Origin of the sequence: Bradyrhizobium sp. CCBAU 25360 (genome assembly GCF_028128695.1) — a bacterium.
In the GTDB taxonomy this organism is placed as follows: domain Bacteria; phylum Pseudomonadota; class Alphaproteobacteria; order Rhizobiales; family Xanthobacteraceae; genus Bradyrhizobium; species Bradyrhizobium ottawaense.
In genome coordinates this window covers 190950-217352 of the sequence record NZ_LBJA01000043.1, presented here as the reverse complement: position 1 = coordinate 217352, position 26403 = coordinate 190950, and the positions used below count along the sequence as shown (strand labels likewise).

26 protein-coding genes and 1 riboswitch are annotated in these 26403 nt (G+C 65.1%); of the genes, 14 read left to right on the top strand and 12 right to left on the bottom strand.

Annotated features, from left to right (window positions below; translation table 11 throughout):
• Nucleotides 1–2: 2 nt before the first annotated feature.
• The 4 genes from XH81_RS27990 to XH81_RS27975 all read left to right on the top strand — a co-directional run bounded on the left by XH81_RS27990 (nt 3) and on the right by XH81_RS27975 (nt 5429).
• The gene (locus XH81_RS27990) at nt 3–1733 is read left to right on the top strand and encodes a cation:proton antiporter (RefSeq protein ID WP_028144026.1); all 1731 of its coding nucleotides are present in this window, start codon (nt 3–5) and stop codon (nt 1731–1733) included.
• 184 nt (nt 1734–1917) lie between these two features.
• Nucleotides 1918–2994: a 3,4-dihydroxy-2-butanone-4-phosphate synthase gene (gene ribB / locus XH81_RS27985; protein ID WP_028144025.1), complete on the top strand. Its 1077-nt coding sequence runs from the start codon at nt 1918–1920 to the stop codon at nt 2992–2994.
• 128 nt (nt 2995–3122) lie between these two features.
• A complete protein-coding gene (locus XH81_RS27980) occupies nt 3123–4337 on the top strand; it encodes an acyl-CoA dehydrogenase (protein WP_028144024.1) in 1215 nt (404 codons plus the stop codon).
• Nucleotides 4338–4505: 168 nt separating this feature from the next.
• Complete coding sequence (locus tag XH81_RS27975; protein WP_028144023.1) at nt 4506–5429, top strand: MBL fold metallo-hydrolase; 924 nt, start codon at nt 4506–4508, stop codon at nt 5427–5429.
• 114 nt (nt 5430–5543) lie between these two features.
• On the opposite strand, the gene XH81_RS27970 is transcribed toward XH81_RS27975, so the two are convergent.
• Nucleotides 5544–6398 carry a DUF1499 domain-containing protein gene (locus XH81_RS27970; RefSeq protein ID WP_028144022.1) on the bottom strand — a complete coding sequence of 285 codons (855 nt, stop codon included), beginning with the start codon at nt 6396–6398 and terminating at the stop codon, nt 5544–5546.
• 287 nt (nt 6399–6685) lie between these two features.
• Nucleotides 6686–8314 (bottom strand): fatty-acid--CoA ligase, encoded by a 1629-nt coding sequence (locus XH81_RS27965; RefSeq protein ID WP_028144021.1) that lies wholly within the window; start codon nt 8312–8314, stop codon nt 6686–6688.
• A gap of 65 nt (nt 8315–8379) precedes the next feature.
• Here XH81_RS27965 and XH81_RS27960 point away from each other — a divergent pair, with 65 nt between their 5' ends.
• Nucleotides 8380–9501 carry an extensin family protein gene (locus XH81_RS27960; protein ID WP_028144020.1) on the top strand — a complete coding sequence of 374 codons (1122 nt, stop codon included), beginning with the start codon at nt 8380–8382 and terminating at the stop codon, nt 9499–9501.
• 35 nt (nt 9502–9536) lie between these two features.
• On the opposite strand, the gene XH81_RS27955 is transcribed toward XH81_RS27960, so the two are convergent.
• On the bottom strand, nt 9537–10223 hold the full coding sequence (locus XH81_RS27955) for a L,D-transpeptidase (protein WP_018321707.1): 687 nt from the start codon (nt 10221–10223) through the stop codon (nt 9537–9539).
• A gap of 336 nt (nt 10224–10559) precedes the next feature.
• Between XH81_RS27955 and XH81_RS27950 the strand changes: the two genes are divergently transcribed.
• Complete coding sequence (locus XH81_RS27950; RefSeq protein ID WP_028144018.1) at nt 10560–11537, top strand: magnesium transporter CorA family protein; 978 nt, start codon at nt 10560–10562, stop codon at nt 11535–11537.
• 204 nt (nt 11538–11741) lie between these two features.
• Nucleotides 11742–11960, top strand: a complete 219-nt coding sequence (locus XH81_RS27945) for a hypothetical protein (protein WP_038972668.1) — start codon at nt 11742–11744, stop codon at nt 11958–11960.
• 1186 nt (nt 11961–13146) lie between these two features.
• On the opposite strand, the gene XH81_RS27940 is transcribed toward XH81_RS27945, so the two are convergent.
• Together XH81_RS27940 and pdxH are read right to left on the bottom strand one after the other, a co-directional pair.
• Complete coding sequence (locus XH81_RS27940; protein ID WP_028144182.1) at nt 13147–13899, bottom strand: SDR family NAD(P)-dependent oxidoreductase; 753 nt, start codon at nt 13897–13899, stop codon at nt 13147–13149.
• Nucleotides 13900–13925: 26 nt separating this feature from the next.
• Nucleotides 13926–14567: a pyridoxamine 5'-phosphate oxidase gene (pdxH, locus tag XH81_RS27935; protein ID WP_018322567.1), complete on the bottom strand. Its 642-nt coding sequence runs from the start codon at nt 14565–14567 to the stop codon at nt 13926–13928.
• Nucleotides 14568–14680: 113 nt separating this feature from the next.
• On the opposite strand from pdxH, the gene XH81_RS27930 reads away from it, so the two are divergent.
• Both XH81_RS27930 and XH81_RS27925 read left to right on the top strand, forming a co-directional pair.
• Entirely contained in the window at nt 14681–15088 is a 408-nt protein-coding gene (locus XH81_RS27930; RefSeq protein ID WP_028144183.1) for an RT0821/Lpp0805 family surface protein, read from the top strand.
• A 109-nt stretch (nt 15089–15197) separates the two neighbouring features.
• Nucleotides 15198–16160 (top strand): DnaJ C-terminal domain-containing protein, encoded by a 963-nt coding sequence (locus XH81_RS27925; protein ID WP_028144184.1) that lies wholly within the window; start codon nt 15198–15200, stop codon nt 16158–16160.
• Between the two features lie 321 nt (nt 16161–16481).
• Here XH81_RS27925 and XH81_RS27920 read toward each other — a convergent pair whose 3' ends face one another.
• The gene (locus XH81_RS27920; protein ID WP_028144185.1) at nt 16482–17252 is read right to left on the bottom strand and encodes an anti-sigma factor family protein; all 771 of its coding nucleotides are present in this window, start codon (nt 17250–17252) and stop codon (nt 16482–16484) included.
• 106 nt (nt 17253–17358) lie between these two features.
• The gene (locus XH81_RS27915) at nt 17359–17847 is read right to left on the bottom strand and encodes an RNA polymerase sigma factor (RefSeq protein WP_028144186.1); all 489 of its coding nucleotides are present in this window, start codon (nt 17845–17847) and stop codon (nt 17359–17361) included.
• Nucleotides 17848–18020: 173 nt separating this feature from the next.
• Between XH81_RS27915 and fabI the strand changes: the two genes are divergently transcribed.
• The 4 genes from fabI to XH81_RS27895 all read left to right on the top strand — a co-directional run bounded on the left by fabI (nt 18021) and on the right by XH81_RS27895 (nt 21972).
• Nucleotides 18021–18836, top strand: a complete 816-nt coding sequence (gene fabI / locus XH81_RS27910; RefSeq protein ID WP_028144187.1) for an enoyl-ACP reductase FabI — start codon at nt 18021–18023, stop codon at nt 18834–18836.
• Nucleotides 18837–18849: 13 nt separating this feature from the next.
• The gene (locus tag XH81_RS27905) at nt 18850–19449 is read left to right on the top strand and encodes a histidine phosphatase family protein (protein WP_028144188.1); all 600 of its coding nucleotides are present in this window, start codon (nt 18850–18852) and stop codon (nt 19447–19449) included.
• Nucleotides 19450–19630: 181 nt separating this feature from the next.
• Complete coding sequence (gene aroC / locus XH81_RS27900; protein WP_028144189.1) at nt 19631–20719, top strand: chorismate synthase; 1089 nt, start codon at nt 19631–19633, stop codon at nt 20717–20719.
• A gap of 62 nt (nt 20720–20781) precedes the next feature.
• Nucleotides 20782–21972 carry an adenylate/guanylate cyclase domain-containing protein gene (locus tag XH81_RS27895; protein WP_028144190.1) on the top strand — a complete coding sequence of 397 codons (1191 nt, stop codon included), beginning with the start codon at nt 20782–20784 and terminating at the stop codon, nt 21970–21972.
• Nucleotides 21973–22078: 106 nt separating this feature from the next.
• Here XH81_RS27895 and clpS read toward each other — a convergent pair whose 3' ends face one another.
• The 5 genes from clpS to XH81_RS27870 form a co-directional block, all read right to left on the bottom strand.
• On the bottom strand, nt 22079–22384 hold the full coding sequence (gene clpS / locus XH81_RS27890) for an ATP-dependent Clp protease adapter ClpS (protein ID WP_028144191.1): 306 nt from the start codon (nt 22382–22384) through the stop codon (nt 22079–22081).
• Nucleotides 22385–22428: 44 nt separating this feature from the next.
• Nucleotides 22429–22770 carry a DUF190 domain-containing protein gene (locus XH81_RS27885; RefSeq protein WP_028144192.1) on the bottom strand — a complete coding sequence of 114 codons (342 nt, stop codon included), beginning with the start codon at nt 22768–22770 and terminating at the stop codon, nt 22429–22431.
• A gap of 2 nt (nt 22771–22772) precedes the next feature.
• Nucleotides 22773–23195 carry a fluoride efflux transporter CrcB gene (gene crcB / locus XH81_RS27880; RefSeq protein WP_028144193.1) on the bottom strand — a complete coding sequence of 141 codons (423 nt, stop codon included), beginning with the start codon at nt 23193–23195 and terminating at the stop codon, nt 22773–22775.
• A gap of 201 nt (nt 23196–23396) precedes the next feature.
• A complete protein-coding gene (crcB, locus tag XH81_RS27875; RefSeq protein ID WP_028144194.1) occupies nt 23397–23786 on the bottom strand; it encodes a fluoride efflux transporter CrcB in 390 nt (129 codons plus the stop codon).
• A 19-nt stretch (nt 23787–23805) separates the two neighbouring features.
• Entirely contained in the window at nt 23806–25014 is a 1209-nt protein-coding gene (locus XH81_RS27870; RefSeq protein WP_028144195.1) for an MFS transporter, read from the bottom strand.
• 102 nt (nt 25015–25116) lie between these two features.
• A riboswitch (Fluoride riboswitch) is annotated at nt 25117–25194 on the bottom strand.
• A 273-nt stretch (nt 25195–25467) separates the two neighbouring features.
• On the opposite strand from XH81_RS27870, the gene XH81_RS27865 reads away from it, so the two are divergent.
• A complete protein-coding gene (locus tag XH81_RS27865; RefSeq protein WP_028144196.1) occupies nt 25468–26331 on the top strand; it encodes a DUF1194 domain-containing protein in 864 nt (287 codons plus the stop codon).
• The last annotated feature ends 72 nt before the right edge of the window (nt 26332–26403 follow it).

Below are 26403 nucleotides of genomic sequence, written 5' to 3'. Positions count from 1 at the left end.
GCATGCATGAGCTCATTCGCGACATCACTCTCTGTATTCTGTTTGCCTGGATGCTGGGCCTGCTCGCCCATTTCTCCCGACAGCCGCTCATTCTGGCCTATCTTATCGCCGGCTTTTGCATAGGTCCATTCGGCGCGGGCTGGGTCCATTCGCAGGAATCGATCGGCGTCATCTCCGAGCTCGGCCTGATCTTCATGCTGTTCATGATCGGCCTGGAGATCGATCTGAAGAAGATCGTGCGGGCGGGAAAGGTGATCCTGTTCGCGGCGGGCGGCCAGCTCCTCGGCGGCTGCCTGCTCGGGGTCCTGTTCTTCGTCGGCATCGGCCTGTCACTCGGGGGCGGGCACTTCGATGCGGTCTATCTCTGCGTCGCCTGCGCGCTGTCGAGCACCGTCATCATCGTCAAGGTGCTCTACGAGAAACGCGAGCTCGACACGCTGCCAGGACGCATCACGCTCGGCGTGCTGGTGCTCCAGGACATCTTCGCCATCCTGTTTCTGGCGGTGCAGCCGAGCCTTGCCAATCTGCAGGCCAGCGTCATCCTGCTCTCGATCGGCCGTGTCGCGGTGCTGGTCGCCGCAGCTCTGCTGGTCAGCCGCTACGTGCTGCCGCGGCTGTTCCACCAGATCGCCCGGCGGCCCGAGCTGATCCTGCTCGGCGCGCTGGCCTGGTGCTTTCTCGTCGCCGAGACCGCCGAGCGGCTGTCGCTGTCGCGCGAGATGGGCGCCCTGATCGCCGGCGTCTCGCTCTCGACCTTTCCCTACGCGCTCGACGTCACCGCCAAGGTCACCACGCTGCGCGACTTCTTCATCACCCTGTTCTTCGTCGCACTCGGCATGACCATTCCCGTCCCCGGCCTCTCCGTGATCGGGCTGGCGCTGATGATCGCGGCTTTCACGGTGGTGAGCCGCCTCGTCACCACCTTCACGCCGCTCTATCTGATGAAGCAGGGCTTGCGCGCCAGCCTGTTGCCGGCGCTGAACCTCGCGCAGATCTCCGAGTTCTCGCTGGTGGTGATCCAGACCGGCGTCGCCGATCACCATATCGCAGCGCAGACGGCGAATGCCGCCTCCTTCGCCTTCGTGGTGCTCGCGGTGCTCTCGACCTTTGCGATGAGCCGCAGCGACGAGATCACCCGCTGGGCGATCGGCCCCCTGAAGCGGATCGGCCTGCGCGACCTCGATCACGGCAACGGCCATGCCGAGGAGGGGCACGAGGGCGGCCATGGCGAGGCCCGCCGTATCGTCATCCTCGGTTTTTTCCGTGCGGCGAGCGCGTTGCTGGCCGAGATCGAACGGCAGACGCCGGTGCTGCTCGAGCAGATCACCGTGGTCGATTTCAACCCCAATGTGTACCAGACGTTGCTGTCGCGCGGCCTGCACGTGATCTATGGCGACATCAGCAGCGCGGATACGCTGCTCCATGCCGGCGTCGGCAAGTCCGAGATGATCATCCTCAGCGTGCCGGATTCGCTGCTGAAGGGCGCCAGCAACGAGAAGCTGGTCCGCCACGTCCGCGCGCTCAATCCGACCGCCCTGATCGTGGCCACGGCCGATCTCCTGTCGGACGTGGACGAGCTCTATGCGGCCGGCGCAAGCTACGTCACCGTGACCCGGCTCAGCGACGCTCATGAGCTGTTCACGGTCATTGAGGCCGCGCAGGCCGGCCTTCTGGCCGACAAGCGCGCCGAGCTCGACCAGCGGCTCGGCGAACGCCGCGAAGTGCTGCCCTGACGGCGCTCGGCCACCTTCCGCTCCGGCCGTCTGCGCCTATATCCCTGGTATCTTCGGTGCAAGGCTGGGGTGCAAGGCTGGCCTCCGATGGCCCGCTGCCCGGAATATGCGGTTGCGTCCAGGACACTAGCGCCCCGGCTCAAGTCCGGCTAAGCCTCCCGGCATAACCGATAGAGATTGGGACATGCCCGATAGCGTTCAGGAAGTCTTGCAGGCCTTTGCCCGGGGTGAGCTCGTGGTCGTCACCGACGACGAGGACCGTGAGGGTGAGGGCGATCTGATCGTCGCCGCCTCGCTCTGCACCGCCGAGAAGATGGCGTTCATCATCCGCCATACGTCAGGCATCGTCTGCGCGCCGGTGACGACCGAGGACGCGCGCCGCCTGCGGCTCGATCCGATGGTGGCCCACAACGATTCCGCGCACACCACCGCCTTCACGGTGTCGATCGACTACAAGCCTGATGGCGGCACCGGCATCTCCGCCGAGGAGCGCGCCTCCTGCTGCCGCGCGCTGTCCAATCCCAATGTCGGCGCCAACGATTTCGCCCGGCCCGGCCACATCTTCCCGCTGATCGCCAAGGATGGCGGCGTGCTGCTGCGCTCGGGTCATACCGAGGCCGCCGTCGATCTCTGCAAGCTCTCCGGCCTGCCGCCGGTCGGCGTCATCAGCGAATTGATGAACGACGACGGCAGCGTGATGAAGGGCGAGCAGGTCGCGCAGTTCGCGGCCAAGCACAAGCTGAAGCACGTCACCATCGCGGACATGATCGCCTACCGTCAGGCGCGCGAGAAGCTGATCGAGCGGGTCTCGACCTTCGTCACCGAAAGCCCGATCGGACCCTTGCAAGGCTATGCCTACCGTTCGCCGTTCGATTCCATCGCCCACGTCGCTTTCGTCTATAACGGCGTCGGTGACGGCAAGAACGTGCTGACGCGCTTTCACAAGCCGAACATCGTCAAGGACACTTTCACGGGCCACAAGCGCATGGCGACGGTGCTCGAGCACTTCAAGAAATCCGGCCGTGGCGTTCTGGTTTATCTGCGCGACGGCGCTGCCGGTGTCCCCGTCGCCCCGCTGCCCGACGAGAGCGCGACGGAGGCAGACCGCAACCGCCAGTGGCGCGAGGTCGGCGTCGGCGCGCAGATCTTGCGCGACCTCGGCGTCACCTCGATCCGGCATCTCACCTCCTCGGTGCACGACTACAAGGGCCTGTCGGGCTTCGGCATCGAGATCGTCGCCAACGAACAGCTCGAGAGCTGACGACGCCGTTGCTGGGTTCGCGCCGTTGCGCGACCCGGAATGACCGAACCAGGATGCAATTGCACTTGTTGCCGCGGCGCTTTAGTTTGTCGGGCAATTTCTGACGGAACCAGACGAAAGGACGTTTCATGAGCGTGCGCCCTCAGGCCAAGGACAAGCCGGCTGCGGCTTCTTTCCAATGGGACGATCCGTTCCTGCTCGACGAGCAACTCACCGAAGACGAGCGCATGGTGCGAGACACTGCCCGCGCCTATGCCCAGGACAAGCTGCTGCCGCGCGTCTCCAAGGCCTATCTCGAAGAGACGACCGATCGCGAGATCTTCAACGAAATGGGCGAGCTCGGCCTGATCGGCATTACGCTGCCGGAGGAATATGGCTGCGCCAATGCGAGCTACGTCGCCTATGGCCTCGTCGCGCGCGAGATCGAGCGGGTCGATTCCGGCTATCGTTCGATGAACTCGGTGCAGTCATCGCTGGTGATGTATCCGATCTACGCCTATGGCGACGAGAACCAGCGCAAGAAGTATCTGCCGAAGCTCGCCAGCGGCGAGTGGGTCGGCTGCTTCGGCCTGACCGAGCCTGATGCCGGCTCCGATCCGGCCGGCATGAAGACGCGCGCCGAGAAGGTCGCGGACGGCTACCGCCTCACGGGCAGCAAGATGTGGATCTCCAACGCGCCGATCGCTGACGTGTTCGTGGTGTGGGCCAAATCGGCCGCGCACGACAACCAGATCCGCGGCTTCGTGCTGGAGAAGGGCATGAAGGGCCTCTCCGCGCCGAAGATCGGCGGCAAGCTCTCGCTTCGCGCCTCCATCACCGGCGAGGTCGTGATGGACGGCGTCGTGGTTCCCGAAGACGCGCTGCTGCCCAACGTCTCCGGCCTCAAGGGGCCGTTCGGCTGCCTCAACCGCGCCCGCTACGGCATCTCCTGGGGCGCGCTCGGCGCGGCCGAGGACTGCATGCATCGCGCGCGCCAGTACACGCTCGACCGCAAGCAGTTCGGCAAGCCGCTCGCCGCGACCCAGCTCGTGCAGAAGAAGCTCGCCGACATGGAGACCGAGATCGCGCTCGGCCTGCAGGGCTCGCTTCGCGTCGGCCGCCTGATGGACGAGGGCAAGTTCGCGCCCGAGATGATCTCGATCATGAAGCGCAACAATTGCGGCAAGGCCCTCGACATCGCCCGTGTCGCGCGCGACATGCACGGCGGCAACGGCATCTCGATCGAGTACCATGTGATGCGCCACGTCCATAACCTCGAGACGGTCAACACCTACGAGGGCACCCACGACGTCCACGCCCTGATCCTCGGCCGCGCCATCACGGGCATTCAGGCGTTCTTCTGAGCTCGTAAGGTTAAGCGGCAGGAAACTCTTCGACGTCATGGCCGGGCAAAAGCGCGAAGCGCGTCTTCGCGCGAGACGACCCGGCCATCGACGTCTTAGGCCGCGCGAAGAACGTGGATGCCCGGCACAAGGCCGGGCATGACGAAGTCAGCAAGGTATGAGCAAGCCATGTCCGACAATGACGACGTCCCGTTCAACCGCAACTTTCCGCTCAAAGCCGGCATCGTCGAGGAAGTCCGACCCGGCGTGCGCCGCGTGCTCTGCAACAATCCGAGCCCGTTCACCTTCACCGGCACGGTCAGCTACATCGTCGGCAAGGGCAATGTCGCGATCATCGATCCCGGTCCGGACGATGCGGCCCATGCGGCTGCGCTGCTCGATGCCGTGCGCGGCGAGACGGTGAGCCATATCTTCGTCACCCACACCCATCGCGACCATTCACCGAACACCGCGCGGATCAAGCAGGCGACCGGCGCGCCGGTTTATGCCGAGGGCCCGCACCGGGCCTCGCGCCCGCGTTTCGAGAGCGAGAAGCACAATCCGGAATCCGGCGCCGACCGCGATTTTGCACCGGACGTCAAGGTCGCCCATGGCGATGTCGTCGAAGGCGACGGCTGGCGGCTCGAGGCCGTGGCGACGCCGGGGCACACCGCCAATCATCTGGCATTCGCCTGGCCGGAGCGAAAGTTCAACTTCGTCGGCGATCACGTGATGGGCTGGTCGACTTCGATCGTGGCGCCGCCCGACGGCTCGATGATCGACTACATGGACTCGCTCGACCGGCTCGCCGCACGCGAGGAGGATCTCTACTTCTCCGGCCATGGCCCCGAGATCCCCGACGGCCAGCGCTTCGTGCGCTTCCTGATCCGTCATCGCAAGGCGCGCGAGGCCTCGATCCTGCACCGCCTCGCCAAGGGCGAGACCGACATCCCGACCATGGTCCGCGCGATCTATATCGGCATCGATCCGAGGCTGACGACGGCCGCCGGCTATTCCGTGCTGGCGCACCTGGAAGATCTGGTCGCCCGCGGCGTGGTCGCGACCGAGGGCGATCCCGTGATTGGCGGGACGTATCGGATGGCTGGCGCGTAGCCTTCGCCGTCATTCCGGGGCTCGCGAAGCGAGAGCCCGGAATCCATTCATCGACAAACTCCGCCGCCCGATGGATTCCGGGTTCGTGCTTCGCACGCCCCGGATGACAGCCAGCTATTTCTTCACCGTCTTTGCCGGCGCCTTCGGCGGCGCCACCGGCGTCTTCTTCACCGGCTTGAGCGCGTCGGCATCGGCGGCGGTGTTGAGATCGTCGATGAATTTCTTGACGCGCGCGGCATTGCTGCCGAGATCGCTGTCGAAATTGCGCGAGGCAGAGCGGATGTCGACGCGGGAATCATCGCCGTCCGGCACGAACCTTATCGAAATGTCCTCGCGAAAACCCATGATCGGCGTGCGCGCCACCGCCTCGATACGGCCGATGCGGCGCGGCGGCTGCGGTGCGCGCTCGTCGATGACGATCCATTTGCGCTTGTTGACGAGTTGCAGCGCGATCGCATAGGCGCGGTCGACGGAAATCTCGAGCTCGACGGGCTCGATATCAGGGTAGAAATGGCGCTGCTGCTCCGCCGAATAGAGCCCGGCATACACCGCGGTGTTGGTGCCCTCGCCGGTGCGCAGGCGCGCCAGCGCGTCGAAACGCGGCGGATCGATCGGGTCGGTGGTGATGTCGTAGATCGCCGGCAGCTTGCGATATTGCAAGGCCAGATAGGCGGGATAGGCGAGGATCGCCCCGTCGATGAGCAAAGCGAGCAGGATGCGCGCCATGCCGCGCGAGCCGTTCTGCCAGATCGCGGCAAAGCCGGCGAGCCCGAACAGGATCGACAGGCCTGATATCGCGAGCCCGCCGAAGAAGGTCGCGAGCGCCGGCTTCGGCTCCAGGAAATCGAAGCGGACGATGATGATCGAGACCACCACCGCCACCACCGCGAACACGGCCAGATTGCGCGCCCAGCTCGCGAGGCTGGACACGGGCTCCGACTGATAGGGAGCGGAAAACCTGCGGGCCATCGAGTGAGCTCTGCCGGGGTTGGCGATGCCGGCCGATCTGGCGCGACGATGGGCCGTTGAGACCACGGCGCGGGGGCAAATTCAAGGGACTTACCCTCCCCTGGAGGGGGAGGGTCGATCGCGCGGAGCGCGAGCGGGGTGGGGTGACAGTGTCTCCATTTGAGGCGGTGACCGTGTGGAGAGATCACCCCACCCCGTCTCACATTGCGCTTCGCTTCATGTGAGCCGACCCACGGGCGAGCTCCGCTCGTCCCGGACCCTCCAGGGGAGGGTGGCCCCGAGCGAGCTCACGCCGCCGCGTTCGGGAAGCGATAATCCTTGAACTGGTCGCGCAGCGCCGTCTTCAGGATCTTGCCAGTGGCGGTGTGCGGAATACCTTCGACGAAGGCGACGTCGTCGGGCATCCACCATTTGGCGATCTTGCCGTCCATGTATTTGAGGATCTCCTCGCGGGTGGCCTGCTGACCCTGCTTGAGCTGCACGATCAGGAGCGGCCGCTCGTCCCATTTGGGGTGGAACACGCCGATCACGGCGGCTTCCGCCACGGCCGGATGACCGACCGCGAGGTTTTCGAGGTCGATCGAGGAGATCCACTCGCCGCCGGACTTGATCACGTCCTTGGAGCGGTCGGTGATCCGCATGTAGCCGTCCTCGTCGATGGTCGAGACATCGCCGGTATCGAAGAAGCCGTCCTCGTCGAGGATGTTGCTCTCGACACGGTAATAGGCCTTGGCGACGGCAGGGCCGGAGACCTTGAGGCGGCCGAAGGTCTTGCCGTCCCAGGGCAGCTCCTTGCCGGCATCGTCGGTGATCTTCATCTCGACCGCGAAGGGCGCATAGCCCTGCATCTGCAGCACGTCGAGCCGCGCATCCCCGGTGGCGTTCTGGAACGGTGGCTTCAGCGCCGCGACGCTGCCGATCGGGCTCATCTCGGTCATGCCCCAGGCGTGACGCACGTTCGAGCCCATGTCGAGGAAGGCCTTGATCATCGAGCGCGGCATCGCCGAGCCGCCGCAGATCACCATCTTCAGGTCCGGCAGCTTGAGATTATTGGCGGTCATGTGCTGGAGCAGCATCAGCCACACGGTGGGCACGCCGGCGGTGTGCGTCACCTTCTCGGTCGAGAGCAGCTCGTAGACCGAGGCGCCGTCGAGCTTGGCGCCGGGCATGACCAGCTTGGTGCCCTGCGAGGGCGCGGAGAAGGCGATGCCCCAGCTATTGGCATGGAACAGCGGAACCACCGGCAGCATCGTCTCGGACGCACTGGTGCCGAGCGCGTCGACATTGTTGGCCATCAGCGCATGCAGCACGTTGGAGCGATGCGAATACAGCACACCCTTCGGGTCACCGGTCGTGCCCGACGTGTAACACATCGCCGCTGCCGTGTTCTCGTCAAAGTCCTTCCATTTGAATTTGCCGTCGGCCTCCGCAATCCAGTCCTCGTAGGCGACCACATTCTTCAGCGTCGTCTGCGGCATGTGCGCCTTGTCGGTGAGCACGACGTAGCGTTCCACGCTCGTCAGCTTGTCGGCGATCTTCTCCAGGACCGGAACGAAGGTGATGTCGGTCATCACGATGCGGTCCTGCGCATGGTTGATGATCCAGGCGATCTGCTCGGGGAAAAGGCGGGGATTGACGGTATGGCAGATGGCGCCGATCCCCATGATGCCGTACCACACCTCGAGATGGCGCCAGGTGTTCCAGGCGATCGTTGCGACACGGTCGCCGAGCTTGATGCCGTCGCGCTCCAGCATCTGCGAGACCTTGAGCGCGCGCTTGTGGATCTCGGCGTAATTGGTGCGATGGATCGGTCCCTCGACCGAGCGAGTAACCACCTCCTGCTTGCCATGAATTTTGGCGGCGTGTTCGATGATCCGGTGGCAGAGCAGGGGCCAATCTTGCATCAAACCAAGCATTCCGACGTTCCTCCGAGAAGTCGCTGGGCGCGTTGTCGCTCTCAGCGTTGGGCCAAAGAATTGTCATGAGTTTTAGCCTGCCGGACTTTCGCCGCAAATGGTCTTGTCGCGGCTATATGTCCGCTGGCGCGGCAATGGTTACCGCTGTGCTCGGGCTGTCGCTCGTGCTCGCCGAGAGGGCAGAGGCGCGAAAATATACGTCCCCGCTGGATATCTTCGGTATCGCCGCACCACGGCCGCGCCCCGCGGTTCATTCCGCCAGGATCCCGCTGCCGCGACCGCGCCCCGAGGAGGCGCCCAAGGCATCGGACGAGGCCCCGCCGGAGGCGGACGGCAAGCCTTCGGCGGACAAGCCCGGCGCCGACAAGCCCGCCGAGGCTGCGGTACCGGCCCAGAAGCCGGTCTCGGCCTGCCGTCTCGCGCTGACCGAGGAGATCGCGATCGCACCCTCGATTCCGGATATCCGCGGCCCCGGCGCCTGTGGCGGCGAGGATCTGGTCCGGCTGGAAGCCGTCGTCCTGCCGGACAAGCGCAAGGTGACGGTCAAGCCGGCCGCGATCCTTCGCTGCACCATGGCGTCGGCGATCGCCGATTGGCTGCGCAAGGACATGGCGCCGCTGGCCACCAGCCTCGGCTCGACCATTGGCGAACTCGACAATTTCGATTCGTTCGAGTGCCGCGGACGCAACCGCGTCGTCGGCGCGCTGCTGTCTGAGCACGGCAAGGCCAACGCCCTCGACGTCCGTGGCATCAAGCTGGCCAATGGGCAGTCGATCGGCCTCACCGACCGCACCATGTCGCGCGAGGTGCGCGAGCGCGTGCTGCACTCGGTCTGCGCGCGGTTTTCCACCGTGCTCGGCCCGGGCTCGGACTGGTACCATGAGGACCATATCCATCTGGATTTGGCGCAGCGGCGCAACGACTACCGGATCTGCCAGTGGAACGTCTGGGATCCCCTGCCGCAGGTCGCCCCGCTGCTGCCGGCGGAACGCCCCGAGGAGGCGCCACCGCGCGAGGTCGCGGCCAAGCCCGAGGTCAAGCCCGAGGTCAAGCCCGAGGCCAAGCCTGAAGAAAAGGAAGGAACTGACGACGAGGCGGTCCAGAAGTCCGCGGCGCCTGCGAAAAAGCCGGCGGCCGAAGGCAGCAAGTCCCAGCCGCGCAAGCCGGCAACAAAAAAGCGCCGGTGAAACCGGCGCTTTTGGTCTCAGAGATCAGCAGGCGATCAGTAGCTGCCCGCCTGGCCGGTCTGGCTGCCGCCGAGCGCCAGCCGCGAATTGTAGGGCGAATCGCCGTGCTTCGGCTCGAGCACCACGACGAGGGTGCCGAGCTTGACGCGGTCATAGAGATCGATCGCGTCCTCGTTGGTCAGGCGGATGCAGCCCGACGAGATCGAGGCGCCGATATATTCCGGCTGGTTGGTGCCGTGGATGCGGAACAACGTGTCTTTCCCGCCGGAATAGAGGTAAATCGCGCGAGAGCCCATCGGATTGTCCGGGCCAGGTGCGACATAGGTCGGCACGCCCAGGCGCGAAATTTCGCCGGGGGTGGGGTGCCAGGCCGGCCACTCGGTCTTGCTGCCCACCTTGGCGATGCCCGACCAGGCCATGGCCTCTTCGCCAACGGTGATGCCGTAACGGATCGCCTTGCCGCCATCCAGCACGTAATAGAGGTAGTGATTGTCGGAATCGACCACGATCGAGCCGGGCGATTCCTTGCGGTGGTATTGGACGATGGCGCGACGGAACGGCTCCGCAACCGGGGTGTTCTCGTACCGAACCTTGGCGAGCAGTTCCTTGTCCTTCGGCTTGAAGGCTTTGGTGTCGGTCGCCTCGAAATGCGTGGCCTGCATGCAGCCCGACAGCATCAGGCCGGCGGCCAGAATTCCCAACTTAACTTTCAGCGACGACATGATTTGGTTCCAATCAAAACAATACCGTGCGGAAGGCCTGAGCTTACCGCCCAAGTTCCTCGACTCCGTTAATCCCATTATCGTTGAAATCTGCCACAATTCCAGCACTGAAGGCCTTATCCCGCGCTGCGAGACCCAAGCTGTGGCTTTTCTGCCGCAAGTTTTGCGGCCCCGTGAAGATTTTTGGGCCAAAGGGGGCCGGACTGTCGATTCCGTGCCACAGTTGAGCCATGGCACCGCCACAAATGCCAACGCTCCGTTAATGTGGTTGTCATCGTGAACTTGTCAGAATCGCGCTAAGGGCTGTCGTCTGTCGCAGGTTCTCTGGAGTCGTGCATGTTTTCGGTGTTTGTTCCCTCAGAGTCCGTCCTGAAGAAGGTTGTCATCGAAGATCTTACCGCGTTGCCAGAAAGCGCGGTCTGGATCGATCTCGTCAACCCGAGCGCGGCCGAGGACAAGGCGGTGGAGCGGCTCGCCGGCATCGCCATCCCGACCCGGGAAGACATGCAGGAGATCGAGATCTCCAGCCGTCTCTATATCGAGAACGGCGCCCGCTACATGACCGCGACGCTGATGTGCCACTCCGATACCGACATGCCCCGGACTACGGCGGTGACCTTCATCCTCGGCGACCACCGCCTGGTGACGGTGCGCTACGACCTGCCGAAGCCGTTCGCCCTGGTCGAGGCCAAGCTCGCCCGCTCCTGCACGCCCTCCATTACCGGCGAGATGGTGCTGATGGAACTGCTGGACGCCGTGATCGACCGCTGCGCCGACATCCTGGAGCGCTGCGGCGCCGAGATCGACCAGGTCAGCCACGACATCTTCGAGCCCGAGAGCGAGCGCCACGGTCACGCCAAGCAGTATTCCCAGATCCTGATCTCGATCGGCCGCAAAGGCGATCTGACCTCGAAGGTTCGCGAGAGCCTGGTGTCGATCGGCCGCGTCGTCACCTTCCTTTCGGCGGTGGTGGAGGGCGTGAAATGGTCGAAGGACATGCGCGAGCAGCTCAAGACCATGCAGCGTGACGTTTCCTCGCTGACCGACCACGCCTCCTATCTCTCCAGCAAGATCACCTTCGTGCTCGATGCCATGCTCGGCGTCGTCAATCTCGAGCAGAACAACATCATCAAGCTGTTCTCGGTCATGGCCGTCGTGCTGATGCCGCCGACGCTGATCGCCTCGATCTACGGCATGAACTTCAAGATGATGCCGGAACTCGAATGGGCGCACGGCTATCCGATGGCGCTGGTGATGATGCTTGTCGCCGCGATTCTTCCGTACTGGCTCTTCAAGTGGAAGAAGTGGCTCTGATCTCGTCGCGCTCGGAAAATAGCTACCGAGACCTTACGCCGGTCGTACAGACACGGTGAATCGTGTCGCAGAATAGATCGGGATTGAGGCCGCGCCGTGATGTGTTCGCCGTGCCGCAATTCCTCCGGTAAAATTTGAGCGGTGGGCTGAACGTTTGCGCGAAACTTGTCTGCGATAAGCAGTGCGTAGCCGCGAGGAACAACCATGGTTGAAAAACACATAACGTCGCCCCGCAACGTCATCGACCTGGCGAACTATCGTCAGGTCCTGGCGAGCGGCAAGGCGTCGTCGATGTCGGCACGCATGTGCCGGCACTGTGGTGCTCCGCTGCTCGACGGTGAGAACGACGACGACTGCTCGACCGCATTCAGCACGGCCGCTCCGCGGCCGCGCGACAGGTCACGTCGGATTCGAATCGATTGAGGAACGGAAGGCGAGGGCGATCCAGGTCTTGCGGCGGCGTTGTCTGGATCGCCTTGCTTCCCTTTCTCTTCAGGGCAATCGGCTGTGACGTCCGATTGGCGGGTGCGCTGGAGAGCGACTGAACCGCCCATCCAGCCGAAAGCGGGACCTGTGTCGCGCTCTGTCAATCCTCGTCGCCGAAAATATTCCACTTTACCGAAATTCGGTTTCGGCGTATGTGTCGTCCATCCCGGCTCACCAAGAGGGGCGATCATGTGTCGTCACGCATCGCGAGCCGGGCTTGCGGTGGACGCGGCAGCGTCGGCACGAGAGGCGCGGGCAGGGCGGGGTGTCCCTGTGAGCCCGAGGCTTCGTGCGACGAGCGGCGCTGTCAGGCTTCGTCTCGTCTGTAAGTTTCCGGCTTTGTCGACAGGGCTCGGGAACTGCGGCGAAATGGCGGGCCGTGCGTACGGCAAAACCGTGTGGTCCTGGCCGTCGTTGCTACGGTCAAGTCCTGCGAAGGTGCGAGCGAGCCCAACCGGGCAGACTGCATCATCAATTCGCGGGGCGAGGGTGGCCAGAATGAATGGTCGGCTCCCGGGAGATCACGGCATAAGCCGTCCAGCCACTGCGCAGGGAAGGCCGAGTGATTGGCCACACCTGTATGCTGCTGTGCGGTTCTTCTGCGTGTGCCTATTGCGCAGCAGACCGCGGGTGCGAGCTGGGCACCCGGCCTTCCCTGCGCCCTCTTGGATTTAGAGGGTAGCGAGACCAGGCAAAGCTCGGGCGAATTGCGCCGCGAGGCCGCGATGCCGTGTCTGCTACTTGAGCTGCGTGCCACAAACTCGATATCGTAGGGTGGGCAAAGCGCAGCGTGCCCACGTTCTTCTATCGTGATGTTGGAGAAATTGGTGGGCACGGCGCCATGCGCCTTTGCCCTACGGCACCGCCGCTGGGATGTGCGCTGGAGCATCGCAATGTGCGCCACACTCCGTTCTCGTGCCCCGGACGCAGCGCAGCGTCATCCCGGCGATGCGAAGCATCGTCCGGGTGGACGGTGCGCTGCAGAGTCGGGACCCACCTCGCCGCGTGCCGAGCCGCCCCTGGATCCCGGCTCTGCGCAGCGTCACTGCGTGCCGCAACGCGTCCGGGACACGAGAGAGCGAGGTTGTCGCCCTTGTTGCGTCACTGCAATGACGCGAACGGACTACACGTGCTGGCCGCCGTTGATGTGGATCTCGGCGCCGTTGACGTAGGACGAGGTGTCCGTGCACAGCACGTAGATGATCTTGGCCACTTCGTCGGGCGTGCCGAGCCGGTGCATCGGGATCTGCTGCTCGACGATCTTCTCGGTGCCGGGCGACAGGATCGAGGTGTCGATCTCGCCCGGTGCGATGGCGTTGACGCGGACGCCGACGCGGCCGAAATCGGAGGCCATCTCGCGCGTCAGCGATGCGAGCGCGGCCTTCGACGTGGCGTAGGCGGCGCCCGCAAACGGGTGCACGCGCGAGCCCGCGATCGAGGTGACGTTCACGACCGAGCCCTTGGCCGCCTTCAATTCCTCGATCAGCCCGCGCGCCATCATGATCGGCGCGAAGAAGTTGACATGGAAGACGTGCGTCCAGGTGTCGAGATCGGTGTCGACCGAGCCGAGCCTGGAGCCGCCCGCGCCCTTCGGCGAGATCGCGGCATTGTTGACCAGCGCATGCAGCGTGCCGCCTTCGAGCCGGTTGCGGATGTCGGAAATCGCGCGCGTGGTATCCGCGGGGTCGGCGAGGTCGACCTGGATGTGGTCCTCGGGCCCCGCGTCCCACGGGCAGTCCTCCGGAAACGGATGCCGCGAGCAGGTGATGACGCGCCAGCCCGCCGAGGAGAAGCGGATCACGGTGGCGTGGCCGATGCCGCGGCTTGCTCCGGTCAGGAGCAGTGTGCGGCGCGGCGCATTGGACGAATGCGGCATGGACATCTTTCAGGTCGGCCTAAAGCTTAGGGGTACATCCGCGTCTTGGACCACTTCTGGCCCGCCGCGTCACGGCGAAATTCGATGCGGTCGTGCAAGCGGAACGGGCGGTCGTGCCAGAACTCGATCCGCGAGGGCGTGATGCGCCAGCCGCTCCAGCCCGGCGGCCGCGGCACTTCGCCGATGACGTATCTGGCCGCGACCTTCGCGATCGCCTGCTCGAAGGCGAAGCGGCTTTCCAGCTCCTGCGACTGCTTGCTCGCCCAGGCGCCGATCTGGGCCTGCTTGGGCCGGGTGGCGAAATAGGCGTCGGCCTCGGCCTCGGTCACCGGCGTCACGTTGCCGCGGATGCGGACCTGACGGCGCAGCGACTTCCAGTGAAAAAGTAACGCTGCCTTAGGATTTGCGGCGAGTTCGCGGCCCTTCTGGCTGGCGATGTGGCTGTAGAAGACAAAACCCTCGGTATCGAAGCCTTTCATCAGCACCATGCGCACGTCAGGCAAGCCGTCGGGGTCGACGGTTGCGAGCGCCATGGCGTTCGGATCGTTCGGCTCGCTCTTGATCGCCTCGTTCAGCCAGGCCTCGAACAATGCAAATGGCTCGTCGGCGGCGGTGAAATCACCGGATGTTAAGGGTGTCTGGTGTTTCATCGAGGTCGTGTCGGTCATGTCTGGAGTCCGAGTTGCGTCCCGCGGCCCAAAACGCGTTGTCGTCCGCTACCGCCCTATATAGGGCATGGGGACGCGTTGGCCTATCGGCGATCCGGCCGTCCGGCTTTGTCATGACGATCATTCTCATCGGGCTCGGTGCCGGAGGATGCAGCTTTTCCCGCAATGACAAGAGTGCCTACGCCAGGGCCGACGACAGCGACCTCACCGGTTCGATCGCGCGGCCGGCGAAGGACGCCCCGCCCACCGAGACCGATCTCGCCTTCGCCCGCAACGCCGCCTCCGACGTCCTCAGCAAGGGCGACAGGGATTCCAGCCAGCATTGGGAGAATCCGGAGACCGGCGCGCGCGGTTCGGTGACGCCGATCGCGCAGTCCTATGCCGCCGAGGACGGCCGCAAATGCCGCGATTTCCTGGCGAGCTACGTCAACGGGGCGACCGAAAGCTGGCTCCAGGGCGCCGGCTGCCAAAGCACCCGTGGCCGTTGGGAGATTCATACGCTAAAGCCGTGGCGGAGCTAGGATTCGGCGCGCGCCCCTAGTTGCAAAAATGCCACTCTCTCCCCACATGGATTGCAGGTGGGGCGGGGAGCCCTTTGAACAATTCGATTTCTTGAAGGAGACGTGACGGATGCGCGACCCCTATGAGGTCTTGGGGGTGCCGCGGAGCGCCAGCGCTGCCGCGATCAAGAGCGCCTATCGCAAGCTTGCCAAGAAGCATCATCCCGACAGCAACAAGGACGACCCCAAGGCCGCCGAACGCTTCTCCGAGATCAACTCGGCGAACGAGATCATCGGCGACGAGGACAAGCGCAAGCAGTTCGACCGCGGCGAGATCGACGCCGACGGCAAGCCGCGCTTCCAGGGTTTTCCGGGCGGTGGCGGGCCGCGCGGCCGCGCCGGCCCCGGCGGGTTCGAAAGCTATACGTTCCGCTCCGGCGGCGGCCCCGGCCAGGGCGGCGGCGCGTTCGAGGATATCCTCAACAGCATGTTCGGCGGCGGGATGCGCGGCGCCCGGCCTGGGGCCGGCGGCGCCGGGCAGTTCGAATTCGACACCGGCGGCGTCGGGCTCGATCTCGACGTGAATGTCGCCATGTCCGTCTCGCTGGAAGAGTCGGTCAAGGGCGGCGAGAAGCGCGTCCGGCTGCCGACAGGCAAGGAGCTCAACGTCAAGATTCCGGCCGGCGTCACTGAGGGCCAGCAGATCCGGCTCCGGGGACAGGGCGAGTCCGCGCAGGGCCATCCGCCCGGCGATCTCCTGATCACCATCAACATCGCGCCGCACGCCCACTTCAAGGTCGAGGGCGCCGACTTGCGGATCGATCTGCCGGTGACGCTCTACGAGGCGGTGCTCGGAGCCAAGGTCCGCGTGCCCACCCTCGGCAATGCCGTGGAGCTTTCGGTTCCGAAAAATACCTCCAGTGGCCGGACCTTCCGCCTCAAAGGTAAGGGATTGCCGAAATCTGGCGGAACCGGGGATCTCTTCGTCACCATCAGGATTATGCTACCGGACGGGAACGACGCCGAGCTTGAAGCATTGATGGAGAAGTGGCGGGACCAACACCCCTACAATCCACGTAGCGGGCTCGGCTAGGGCGCTAGCCGAGTCATCCCGACGATCGGAGCATTCTCTTCCCAAAAGGATGATGCTCAACATACGCCTGAAGCGCGGCTCGCGCTTCGACGCTGACGTTCGAGACGTGTCGGTTGCCCGGCGGGGCAGCCGATAAAAAGGTGCGGCCTCGAGAGGGGGACCAGCGCGGTACCAAAAACCCCAATCGAGGCCGCCCGCGTCGATCGGCGGATCGAACGCTGCTCATTTTCGCGTGATCATCCGGTGCGATAATGAGACGCGCCGATGTCTTCATTCCAAATTTTCAATGACGGAATCTAGGCACCGCCCTCGAGCGGCTGTCTAGGTGCCGTTTTTCTCGGCCTGATCATACACCGCCTGCGCCACCCGGGTCAGCCGGTCGCGATCACCGCCGCCGCTGACGACGTAGCCGACGCCGCGCTCGGCCCAGAACAGCGCGCCGTCCTTGTCCGTTTTGGCGTAGCGCATTTGCGTCGCACCATTCTCGGTCTTGGCGGTGTAGATCGTGTAGCGCTCGCCCGAGGCGCCCTCATACATCAGGAACGAGGCCGGACCGTTCGGTCCCGGCAACAGCCGGCCGCCGACGAGCTTCAGTCCGCTCGCCTCCAGGTTCGGCGCGAACACGGTCCAGCCGCAGCGCCGGGTCAGCCAGGCCTGCAGGTGGTCGCGCTCATTGCCGCCGACCTCGACGGGGTGGCGGACCTCCACGACATAGAGGCGGTGGGCGTCGAGCGCGTCCGCGGTAAAGCTCCGGAAGGTGGAGGGGGCATTGGCGGCGCCATGCCCGACCCAGCCGGCGGCGCCGCCGGCGACGAAGGCGACCAGCACGGCCGCCGCGGCGCCATAGAGCCATTGCCGCGGGCGGCGTTCCAGCCGCTCGAGCTCCAGCCGGGCCGGCACCGGCTCCTGGGCGACGGCATCGTAGCGGGCGTGCAGCATCTCCGCCATGGCGCGCCAGGACTGCACGCGCTCGGCCTCTTCAGGATGGGCGGCGAGCCAGGCCTCGACGTCGGCGCGGCGCTCGGCCGGCAGCTCGCCGTCGACATAGGCGTGCAGTTCGTCCTCGGTCACTGGGATATTGCGGTCGTTCATATCAATCGTCTCTGGCTCTGTGGCCTTAAATGTCGTTCAAAGCTCGACGTCGCGTAGCTCATCTTCATGCTGCTGGCGGATGACACGCGATGCATCAACCCTGCCATCATTTCACCCGCCTGAGCGTCGGGCGCTCGCCCTCCAGCGAGGCCTTGACGTGGGCGCGGGCACGGGCGAGGCGCGACATCACGGTGCCGATCGGCACGCCCTGGATGTCGGCGACCTCGCGGTAGCTCATGCCTTCCAGCATCACGAGGAGCAACACCGAGCGTTGCTCCTCGACGAGCGTCGCCAGCGCCCTCTCGATGTCGCGTCCTTCGGCTTCGGTGCCGCTGGCATCCGGGTTGTTCTCCGTCAGCTGCATGAACTGCGGCCGCCTCGCCAGCGAGCGCCGCCGGTTCTTGTTGAGGTTGGTCAGGATCGTGTAGAGCCAGCTCCTGACGTCGCCTCCGAGAAACAATCGCTCCGAACGCAGTGCTCGCACCAGCGTGTCCTGCACCAGATCGTCGGCCGCGTCCGCGTCGCGCGTGAGCGCGCGGGCGTAGCGGCGCAACGCCGGGATCATGGCTTCCACACTCTGGCGAAACGCACTCATTGCGGTCTTGACGTCCTGGTATCAGGCGCGAGCGCCTATAGCGATCATAACACCCGAACGGAACGGCTATTCCGGCGCTCGAAACAGCGTTAACGCGGCGTATTAGGGCTGTACCGCAGGGGAGGGCTGGTGTACCTCCAGACCTCACCAAGAGTTCGACGGGACGTTCAAAAATGGCGCAGAATTCGGGTCTGATGCAAGGAAAGCGCGGAGTGGTCCTCGGCGTTGCCAACAACCGCTCGATCGCCTGGGGCATCGCCAAGGCATGCCACGCCGCCGGCGCCGAGCTCGCCTTTACCTATCAGGGCGATGCGCTGAAGAAGCGCGTCGAGCCGCTCGCCGCCGAGATCGATGGTCTCGTGCTCGGCCATTGCGACGTCACGGATGCGGCGACCATCGACGCGGCCTTCGCGGTGCTGAAGGAGAAGTGGGGCAAGATCGACTTTCTGGTGCACGCGATCGCCTATGGCGAGCAGCTCGACGGCCGCTACGTCGACACCACGCAGGAGAATTTCTCCAAGTCGATGCTGATCTCCTGCTACTCGTTCACGGCCGTGGCGCAGCGCGCCGAGAAGCTGATGACCGACGGCGGCTCGCTGATCACGCTCAGCTATTACGGCGCCGAGAAGTGGATGCCGCATTACAACGTGATGGGCGTCGCCAAGGCGGCGCTGGAGGCCAGCGTGCGCTATCTCGCCGCCGACCTCGGCGAGAAGAACATCCGCGTCAATGCGATCTCGGCAGGTCCGATCAAGACGCTCGCGGCGTCCGGCATCGGCGACTTCCGCTATATCCTGAAGTGGAACGAGGCCAACGCGCCGATGCGGCGCAACGTGTCGACCGAGGACGTCGGCGGCAGTGCGCTGTATTTCCTCTCCGACCTCTCGCGCGGCGTCACCGGCGAAGTGCATCACGTCGATTCCGGCTATCACGTGCTCGGCATGAAGCGCCCGGACGCGCCGGACATCTCGTTCGGCGGCAAGGACTAGCCTCAAATCCGGAATGCCCGTGCCCACGATCTATTACCTTCGCCATGGTGAGACCGAGTGGAATGCGCTCGGGAGGCTTCAGGGCACCAAGGACGTTCCGCTGAACGCGCGTGGACGCGGTCAGGCCGTGCAGGCCGGCAGCATTCTCGCCGATCTGTTCAAGCGCGAGGGCCGCGACAAGGCGGCGTTACCCTATGTGTCGAGCCCGCTCGGCCGTGCGCGCCAGACCATGGAACTCGCGCGCGCCAAGTTAGAGCTGCCGGTGGCGGATTACGCGCTCGACGATCGCCTGCGCGAGATCGGCTATGGCGTCTGGGAAGGTCTGACGTTGGCCGAGAGCGAGGCGAAGGATCCCGGCGTCTATGCCAGACGCCTCGCCGACAAATGGACGGTCGGCCCCGACGGCGGGGAGACCTATGCCGACGTGCAGGTCCGCGTTCGCGCCTGGTACGACCAGCTGCGGACCGACATCGTCGCGGTCGCCCATGGCGGGACCTGCCGGGCCCTGATGGTGTCACTCGGCCTGGAGACCCCCGTCAGTGCCGCCGAGCTCTATATCGAGCAGGGCGCCGTCTACGTGTTCCGCGACGGCCGGCTGGAGAAGCATAGCTAACGGTGCCGCCCCAATCTCCGCCGTCATGCCCGGGCTTGTCCCGGGCATCCACGGACTTTCGCGCTCGCGGCAGCTAGAACGTGGATGGCCGGGACAAGCCCGGCCATGACGAATGTGGTACGCATTTGACCCTCCATCGAGGGCGCGTTACCACACGCCGGAACCGAGCCAGCGAGCAGCGATGTCCTTCAACACCTTCGGCCACATGTTCCGCGTCACCACTTTCGGCGAGAGCCATGGGGTGGCAATCGGCTGCGTGGTCGACGGCTGTCCGCCCATGATCCCGCTCACCGAGGCCGACATCCAGCAGGACCTCGATCGCCGCCGGCCGGGCCAGTCGCGCTTCACCACCCAGCGCCAGGAGCCGGACCAGGTCAAGATCCTCTCCGGCGTGATGGCGCATCCGGAGACCGGCGTGCAGGTGACGACCGGCACGCCGATCGGGCTCCTGATCGAGAACACCGACCAGCGCTCCAAGGACTATTCCGAGATCAAGGACAAGTTTCGGCCCGGTCACGCCGACTTCACCTATGAGGCCAAATACGGCCTGCGCGATTATCGCGGCGGCGGCCGCTCCTCGGCGCGCGAGACCGCGACGCGCGTTGCCGCCGGTGCCATCGCGCGCAAGGTGCTGCCCGACGTGAAGGTGCGCGGCGCGCTGGTGCAGATCGGCCCGCACAAGATCGACCGTGCGAAGTGGGACTGGGACGAGATCGCAAGAAACCCGTTCTTCTGCCCGGACAAGGACAAGGCCGCGTTCTTCGAGACCTATCTCGACGGCATCCGCAAGAGCGGCTCCTCGATCGGCGCGGTGATCGAGGTGGTCGCCGAAGGCGTGCCGGCCGGCCTTGGCGCGCCGATCTACGCCAAGCTCGATTCCGATCTGGCGGGCGCGATGATGACCATCAACGCGGTGAAGGGCGTCGAGATCGGCGCCGGTTTCGGCGCGGCGGAATTGACCGGCGAGGAGAATGCCGACGAGATGCGCACCGGCAATGACGGCACGCGCTTTTTGTCCAACCATGCCGGCGGCGTGCTGGGCGGCATCTCCACGGGGCAGCCGGTGGTGGTGCGTTTCGCGGTGAAGCCGACCTCGTCGATCCTGCAGCCGCGTCTCACCGTCGATCGCAAGGGGGCCGAGACCGAAATCTTCACGAAAGGCCGTCACGACCCCTGCGTCGGCATCCGCGCCGTCCCCGTCGGCGAAGCCATGATGGCCTGCGTGCTCGCCGACCACTTTTTGCGCGATCGCGGGCAGGTGGGGCGTTGATGTCGCGGTACTAGCCCACCGCGCAGCTTGACGGCGCTACAACTTCGTCCGCAAATGCGGGCATGCAAAGCTCCGAGCTCCAGCGCATCACCAACTGGCTGATCGACGGCGCGCGGTCGTCAGGCACCCCGGCCGAGATGATCGCGGACGTCTGCGAGCATCTGGTCGACGCCGGCCTGCCGCTGTGGCGGTTCGGCATCTTCATCCGCACGCTGCATCCGGAGATCTTCGGCCGCAACTTCATCTGGCGGCAGGGCGAGGAGGTCGAGGTCGGCACCGTCGATTTCGAGATCCTCGATACGCCCGAATTCGCCGCGAGCCCGCTCCGCATCGTGTTCGAGCAGGGGATCGAGGTCAGGGGGCGCATCGGCGATCCCGACAACAAGCGGTTTCCGATCCTCGACGACCTGCGCGCCGAAGGAGCGACCGACTACATCGCGGTGCCGATGCCGTTTCTCGACGGCTCGGTCCACGCGACGAGCTGGGTGACACGGCATCCCGGCGGCTTCACCGACGACCACATCGCGGCGATCCGCTCCATCGTGACGCCGCTGGCGCGCGTCAGCGAGATCATCAGCCTGCGCCGCACCGCCGAGATGCTGCTCGACACCTATGTCGGCAACCGCGCCGGCGCGCGCATCCTCGGCGGCCAGATCCGCCGCGGTCACAATGACACCATGCAGGCCGCGATCTGGCTGTCGGATCTGCGCGGCTTCACCGCGCTGTCGGACCGGCTGCCGGCCGAGACCGTGGTCGAGATCCTCAATCACTATTTCGACTGTCAGGTCACTGCGATCCGCGGCCATGGCGGCGAAGTGCTGAAATTCATGGGCGACGGCCTGCTCGCTGTGTTCCCGATCGACGAATATGTCGGCGATGCCGCCCATGTCTGCACGCGCGTGCTGGAAGCGGCGCGCGAGTCCCGCGCCAGCGTCGAGGCGCTGGCCTTTCCGGTTGGCGAGGCCGTCGAGCGCTTCCGCTTCGGCGTCGCGCTGCACGTCGGCAACATCCTCTACGGCAATATCGGCGGCGGCAACCGCCTCGACTTCACCTGCATTGGTCCCGCCGTGAACCTTGCCGCAAGGCTCGAGAAGATCACGGGCCGCCTGGGGCGGACCGTCGTTGCCTCGGAAGGTTTTGCCAATGTCTGCCGCCACGACTGGCGCGAGCTCGGCGAATTTCCGATCGCGGGATTTTCCAAGGCGCAGCGCGTGTACGGGCTCGGCGAGGAGACACCGGTTGTGATGGCGTGAAATACCGGGAGGACGGGAGGAGAAGCGAAGGCTGCAGCTTCCGGAGTTCAGCAAGGTCTTTGGAAATTTGAAGTAGCTGGCGGCCAGATCATGGGAGCCGCGTGCCCTATTCCTCCGGCTCCGTCGTGAACAGCAGCGGATAGCCCTTGGCGCGGCCGGCGTCGGTGGCGCGGGTGGCCTTGGTCTCGGCGACGTCCCTGGTGAACACGGCGACGACGCAGGCGCCGAGCTTGTGGGCGGTGATCATCACCTTGTAGGCCTGATCCTCGGTCATGCGGAATTCGGCCTTCAGGATCATGGTGACGAATTCGCGCGGCGTGTAGTCGTCGTTGATCAGGATGACCTTGTGCAGCTTCGGCCGCTCGACCTTGGTCCTGGTCCGCGGCTTCGGCTTGGTGACAGTGTTGTTCATTCCGCCTCCCGGACACGGCGGGCTCGGGTTCCCCGCCGCAGCGATCAGCCTGCGGCCTTCGCACCATATTGCAGGACCTGCACCTTCTCCAAGGTGATCAGCCCGCTCGACATCATGCCATCCAGGATGGGCAGGAATGCGTTGATGTTGTCCTCGCTGTCGACGATCTCGATCAAGAGCGGTAAATCTTCAGAAAGCCGCAGGATCTTCGACGTATGCAGCCGGCTCGATTTGCCGAAGCCCATGGGGCCGCGCAGCACGGTGGCGCCGGCAAGGTGCCGCTCGCGCGCGGTCATCACGATCGCTTCATAAAGCGGCTTGCCGTCGAAATGGTCGCTCTCGCCGATGAAGATCCGGAGCGAAACTGCCTGATTGGGGATTTGCATGGTCAGTTCCTCGTCAAGCGGTTGTACCGGCTCGCCATCATATGGCCTGCCCACACCGACACCAGCCAGCAGATCACCGACGCCGCGATATAGGCGAGCGCGGTGTATCTCATGCCGCCGTGGAACAGGCGGAAGGTCTCCAGGCTGAAGGTCGAAAAGGTGGTGTAGCCGCCGCAGAACCCGGTCATGACGAATTGCCGGTGCTCGGGCCGCGCCAGCAGACGGCCGTCGGGGCCGGTCAACGTCGCGTAGAAGCCGATGATCAGCGAGCCCGTTGCGTTGATGAACAGTGTCGCGAAGGGAAAGCCCGGCCCGGTGTCGAGCGCGAGCCCGACGAGATAGCGCGTCAGCCCGCCGACGATGCTGCCGGCGGCAACCCAGCCGTAAAGCATCGCAGTGCGCCAGCGCTCGGCGGGAGAGTTCATCGGCCTCTAGCCCTTCTCCCTCTCCCCGCGCGCGGGGAGAGGGTCGGGGTGAGGGGGGCTCTCCACGAGGGAGGTGGCAGTTGGACTCGCGGAGAGTCCCCCTCGCCCGGAATCTGCGTTTCACGCAGATTCCGACCTCTCCCCGCAAGCGGGGCGAGGTGAAGCCGCGGCCTGGCCAACGCTTCGACAAATGCCATCGCGTTAGCCTCCCAGACCGTCCGCAAGGAGGAAACCGCAGCTGACGGCGGCAAGGCAGAGCCCGACCGAGAACACGACATTGCCGAGCGCATGCATCGGTTCGCCGCTCCGCACGAGCGTCAGCGTCTGCAGGCTGAACGAGGACACCGTGGTGTAGCAGCCGAGAAATCCCGTCACCGCGAACAGCCACGGATTGGGCGCGGCGAAGGCCGAGCCGGGATGGGTCGCCAGCGCGCCGAAAATGCCGATCAGGAAGGCACCGGTGACGTTAATGGTCATGGTGCCCCACGGAAACGTCTCGCCCAGCCGCCGCGCGATCACGCCGGAAACGAAATAGCGTGCGCAGCCGCCGAGCACGCTGCCGACCATGATCGCGATTGCTCCGCTCAGCACGACGAACGACCTCTCATCCTCATTTGTCCTCCGCTGCCAGACCGTTGCCGACGGCCAATAGTCCCACGAGCGAGACCAGCGCGAAGCCGAGCCCCGCAAAGAACGTTCCTGCCGGACCATAGGCGTCCCACAGCGCGCCGGCGATCACGCTCGCGGCCAGCAAGGCAAGGCCGGTGAACAGGTTGAAATAGCCGAACGCGGTGCCGCGCAGGCTGGGCGGCGCGGCGTCGGCGACGAGGGCCGAGAGCAGGCCTTGCGTCAGTCCCATATGCAGCCCCCACAGCGCGACGCCGAGTGCGAGTCCGCCAAGGCTCGGCAGCAGCGCCAGCGCAAGATCGGCACACGCGAGGAAAACGAGCCCGAGCGCGAGCAGGCCGGTCCGGTTGATCCGGTCCGAGAGCACGCCGGCCGGATAGGCCGACAGCGCGTAGACGATGTTCATCAGCACCAGCACCGCCGGCACCCACATCGCATTGAGCCCGATATTCTGTGCCCGCAGGATCAAAAAAGCCTCGCTGAAGCGCGCGAGGGTGAAGACGACGCCGACGGCCACGACGCGCCAATAAACCGTGCCGAGCTGCCGCATCGCGGCGAGATTGAGCGGATTCCCTGCAGGCTCCCGGCTCGGATCCGGCTCCGGCTCGCTCACCGCGAACGCGATCAAGCCGAACGACAAGAAGGCCGGCAGCACCGCCACCCAGAACACCGCGGTAAAATTGTCAGCGGTCCACCACATCAGGCCGATCGCCACGAGCGGTCCGACGAAGGCGCCGATGGTGTCGAGCGATTGCCGCAGGCCAAAGCTCGCCCCGCGCAGGCCGCGAGGCGCGATATCGGCGATCAGCGCATCGCGCGGCGCGCCGCGAATGCCCTTGCCGACGCGGTCGATGAAGCGCGCCGCCACCAGCCATCCGACGCTGGGGGCAAGCGGGAACAGCGGTTTGGTGAAGGCCGCGAGCCCGTAGCCGAGCGCTGCGAGCAGCTTGCGCCGGCCGAGCCAGTCGGACAATGCGCCGGAAAAGATCTTGGTGATCGAGGCCGTCGCCTCCGCGATGCCCTCGATGAAGCCGACGGTGAGCGTGGAAGCGCCGAGCACGGTGACGAGATAGACCGGCAGGAGCGCGTGGATCATCTCGGAGGAGATGTCCATCAGCATCGAGACGAAGCCGAGCACCCAGATCCCCCTGGGTAGGGCGCTACGTGCAGCATTCGGTGTCGTCGTCGTCACGTCTTCGCCTTCTCCCGGCTTTCGTCGCCAGACAACAAAAAACCCGCCATCGGCGGGTTTGTCCATGCTCCCGCCGAAGGCAGAGGCCCAAAGTTTGCCCCTCCTCAAGCAGGAGTCATCAGCCCACCACGGTCATCGACCGGCGGGCGGTTATCGGGGGACTCCATCCCCATCTGTATGGCCAACCTAGCATGGAAATCGGGCCGGACAAGTAGGTGGGGCGCTCTCTCCCGCGGCTCGTCGTTCCGGCTTTGCGCAACGCGAGCCCCGATGATGCGAGCAATCTGGCGCGTTCCATCGGCGCGAGCGCGGCAACACGGCGGCAGCTTCGCGCAAGGGCGTGCACAGTCCCGACCCGCAGCTTCCTAACTCGAATGTGAAGCGCAAGCGATCTTCGCCCTTTGCGGCTCGGCGATTGCATGTCACCATCGCGTCATACGACGGGAGACTGCGATGCGTTTGCTGTTCTCGATCGGGGCTGTGCTGGTTGCCGGCATGTTTGCCGGAGGGGACGTCGCGGGCATCGCGGCACCAGGACCAAAATTTGAACCGCCAAAGAACCAGCCGCAGCGGTTTGCGGCCGACAGGGACGCGCAGACGGTCGACGTCGAGCTGATCCTCGCGGTCGACGTGTCCTACTCCATGGACATGGACGAGCTCGCGATCCAGCGCGAAGGCTATGCGCAGGCGATCCAGTCGAAGGAATTTCTTCAGGCGCTGAAGCTCGGACCGAACGGCCGGATCGCGGTGACCTATTTCGAGTGGGCCGCCTCGAGCGACCAGAAGATCATCATTCCCTGGCGGCTGATCGACGGCCCGGAGACGGCGGATGCAGTCGCCGCCGAGATCATGAAGACGCCGATCCGGCGCGCCTCGCGCACCTCGATCTCCGGTGCGATCACGTTCGCGATGCCGCTGTTCGACGAGGATCCCTATCGGGGCCTGCGCCGTGTGATCGACATTTCCGGCGACGGCCCCAACAACAATGGCGGTCCGGTCACGGTGGCGCGCGACGCCGCGCTGGAGAAGGGCGTCGTCATCAACGGCCTGCCGATCATGGTCAAGGAGCCGTCCTATTCGACCATGGATATCGACAATCTCGATTTCTACTACGAGGACTGCGTCATCGGCGGTCCGGGCTCCTTCGTCATCACGATCAAGGACCGCGACAAGTTCAAGGAGGCGATCCGCACCAAGCTGCTGATGGAGGTCGCCGGCCGCACGCCGGAGCGCCCCGTGATGCCCGTCGCCGACAAGGAGCCGCGCGTCAACTGCCTGATCGGCGAGAAGATCTGGTCGGACCGCTGGGGGCGCTGAGCGGCGTGCTACGTCGCCAATGCTCGCTGCCGTCTCGTGGCGACGATCGCGATGACGGTAGCGTCGCAGTCG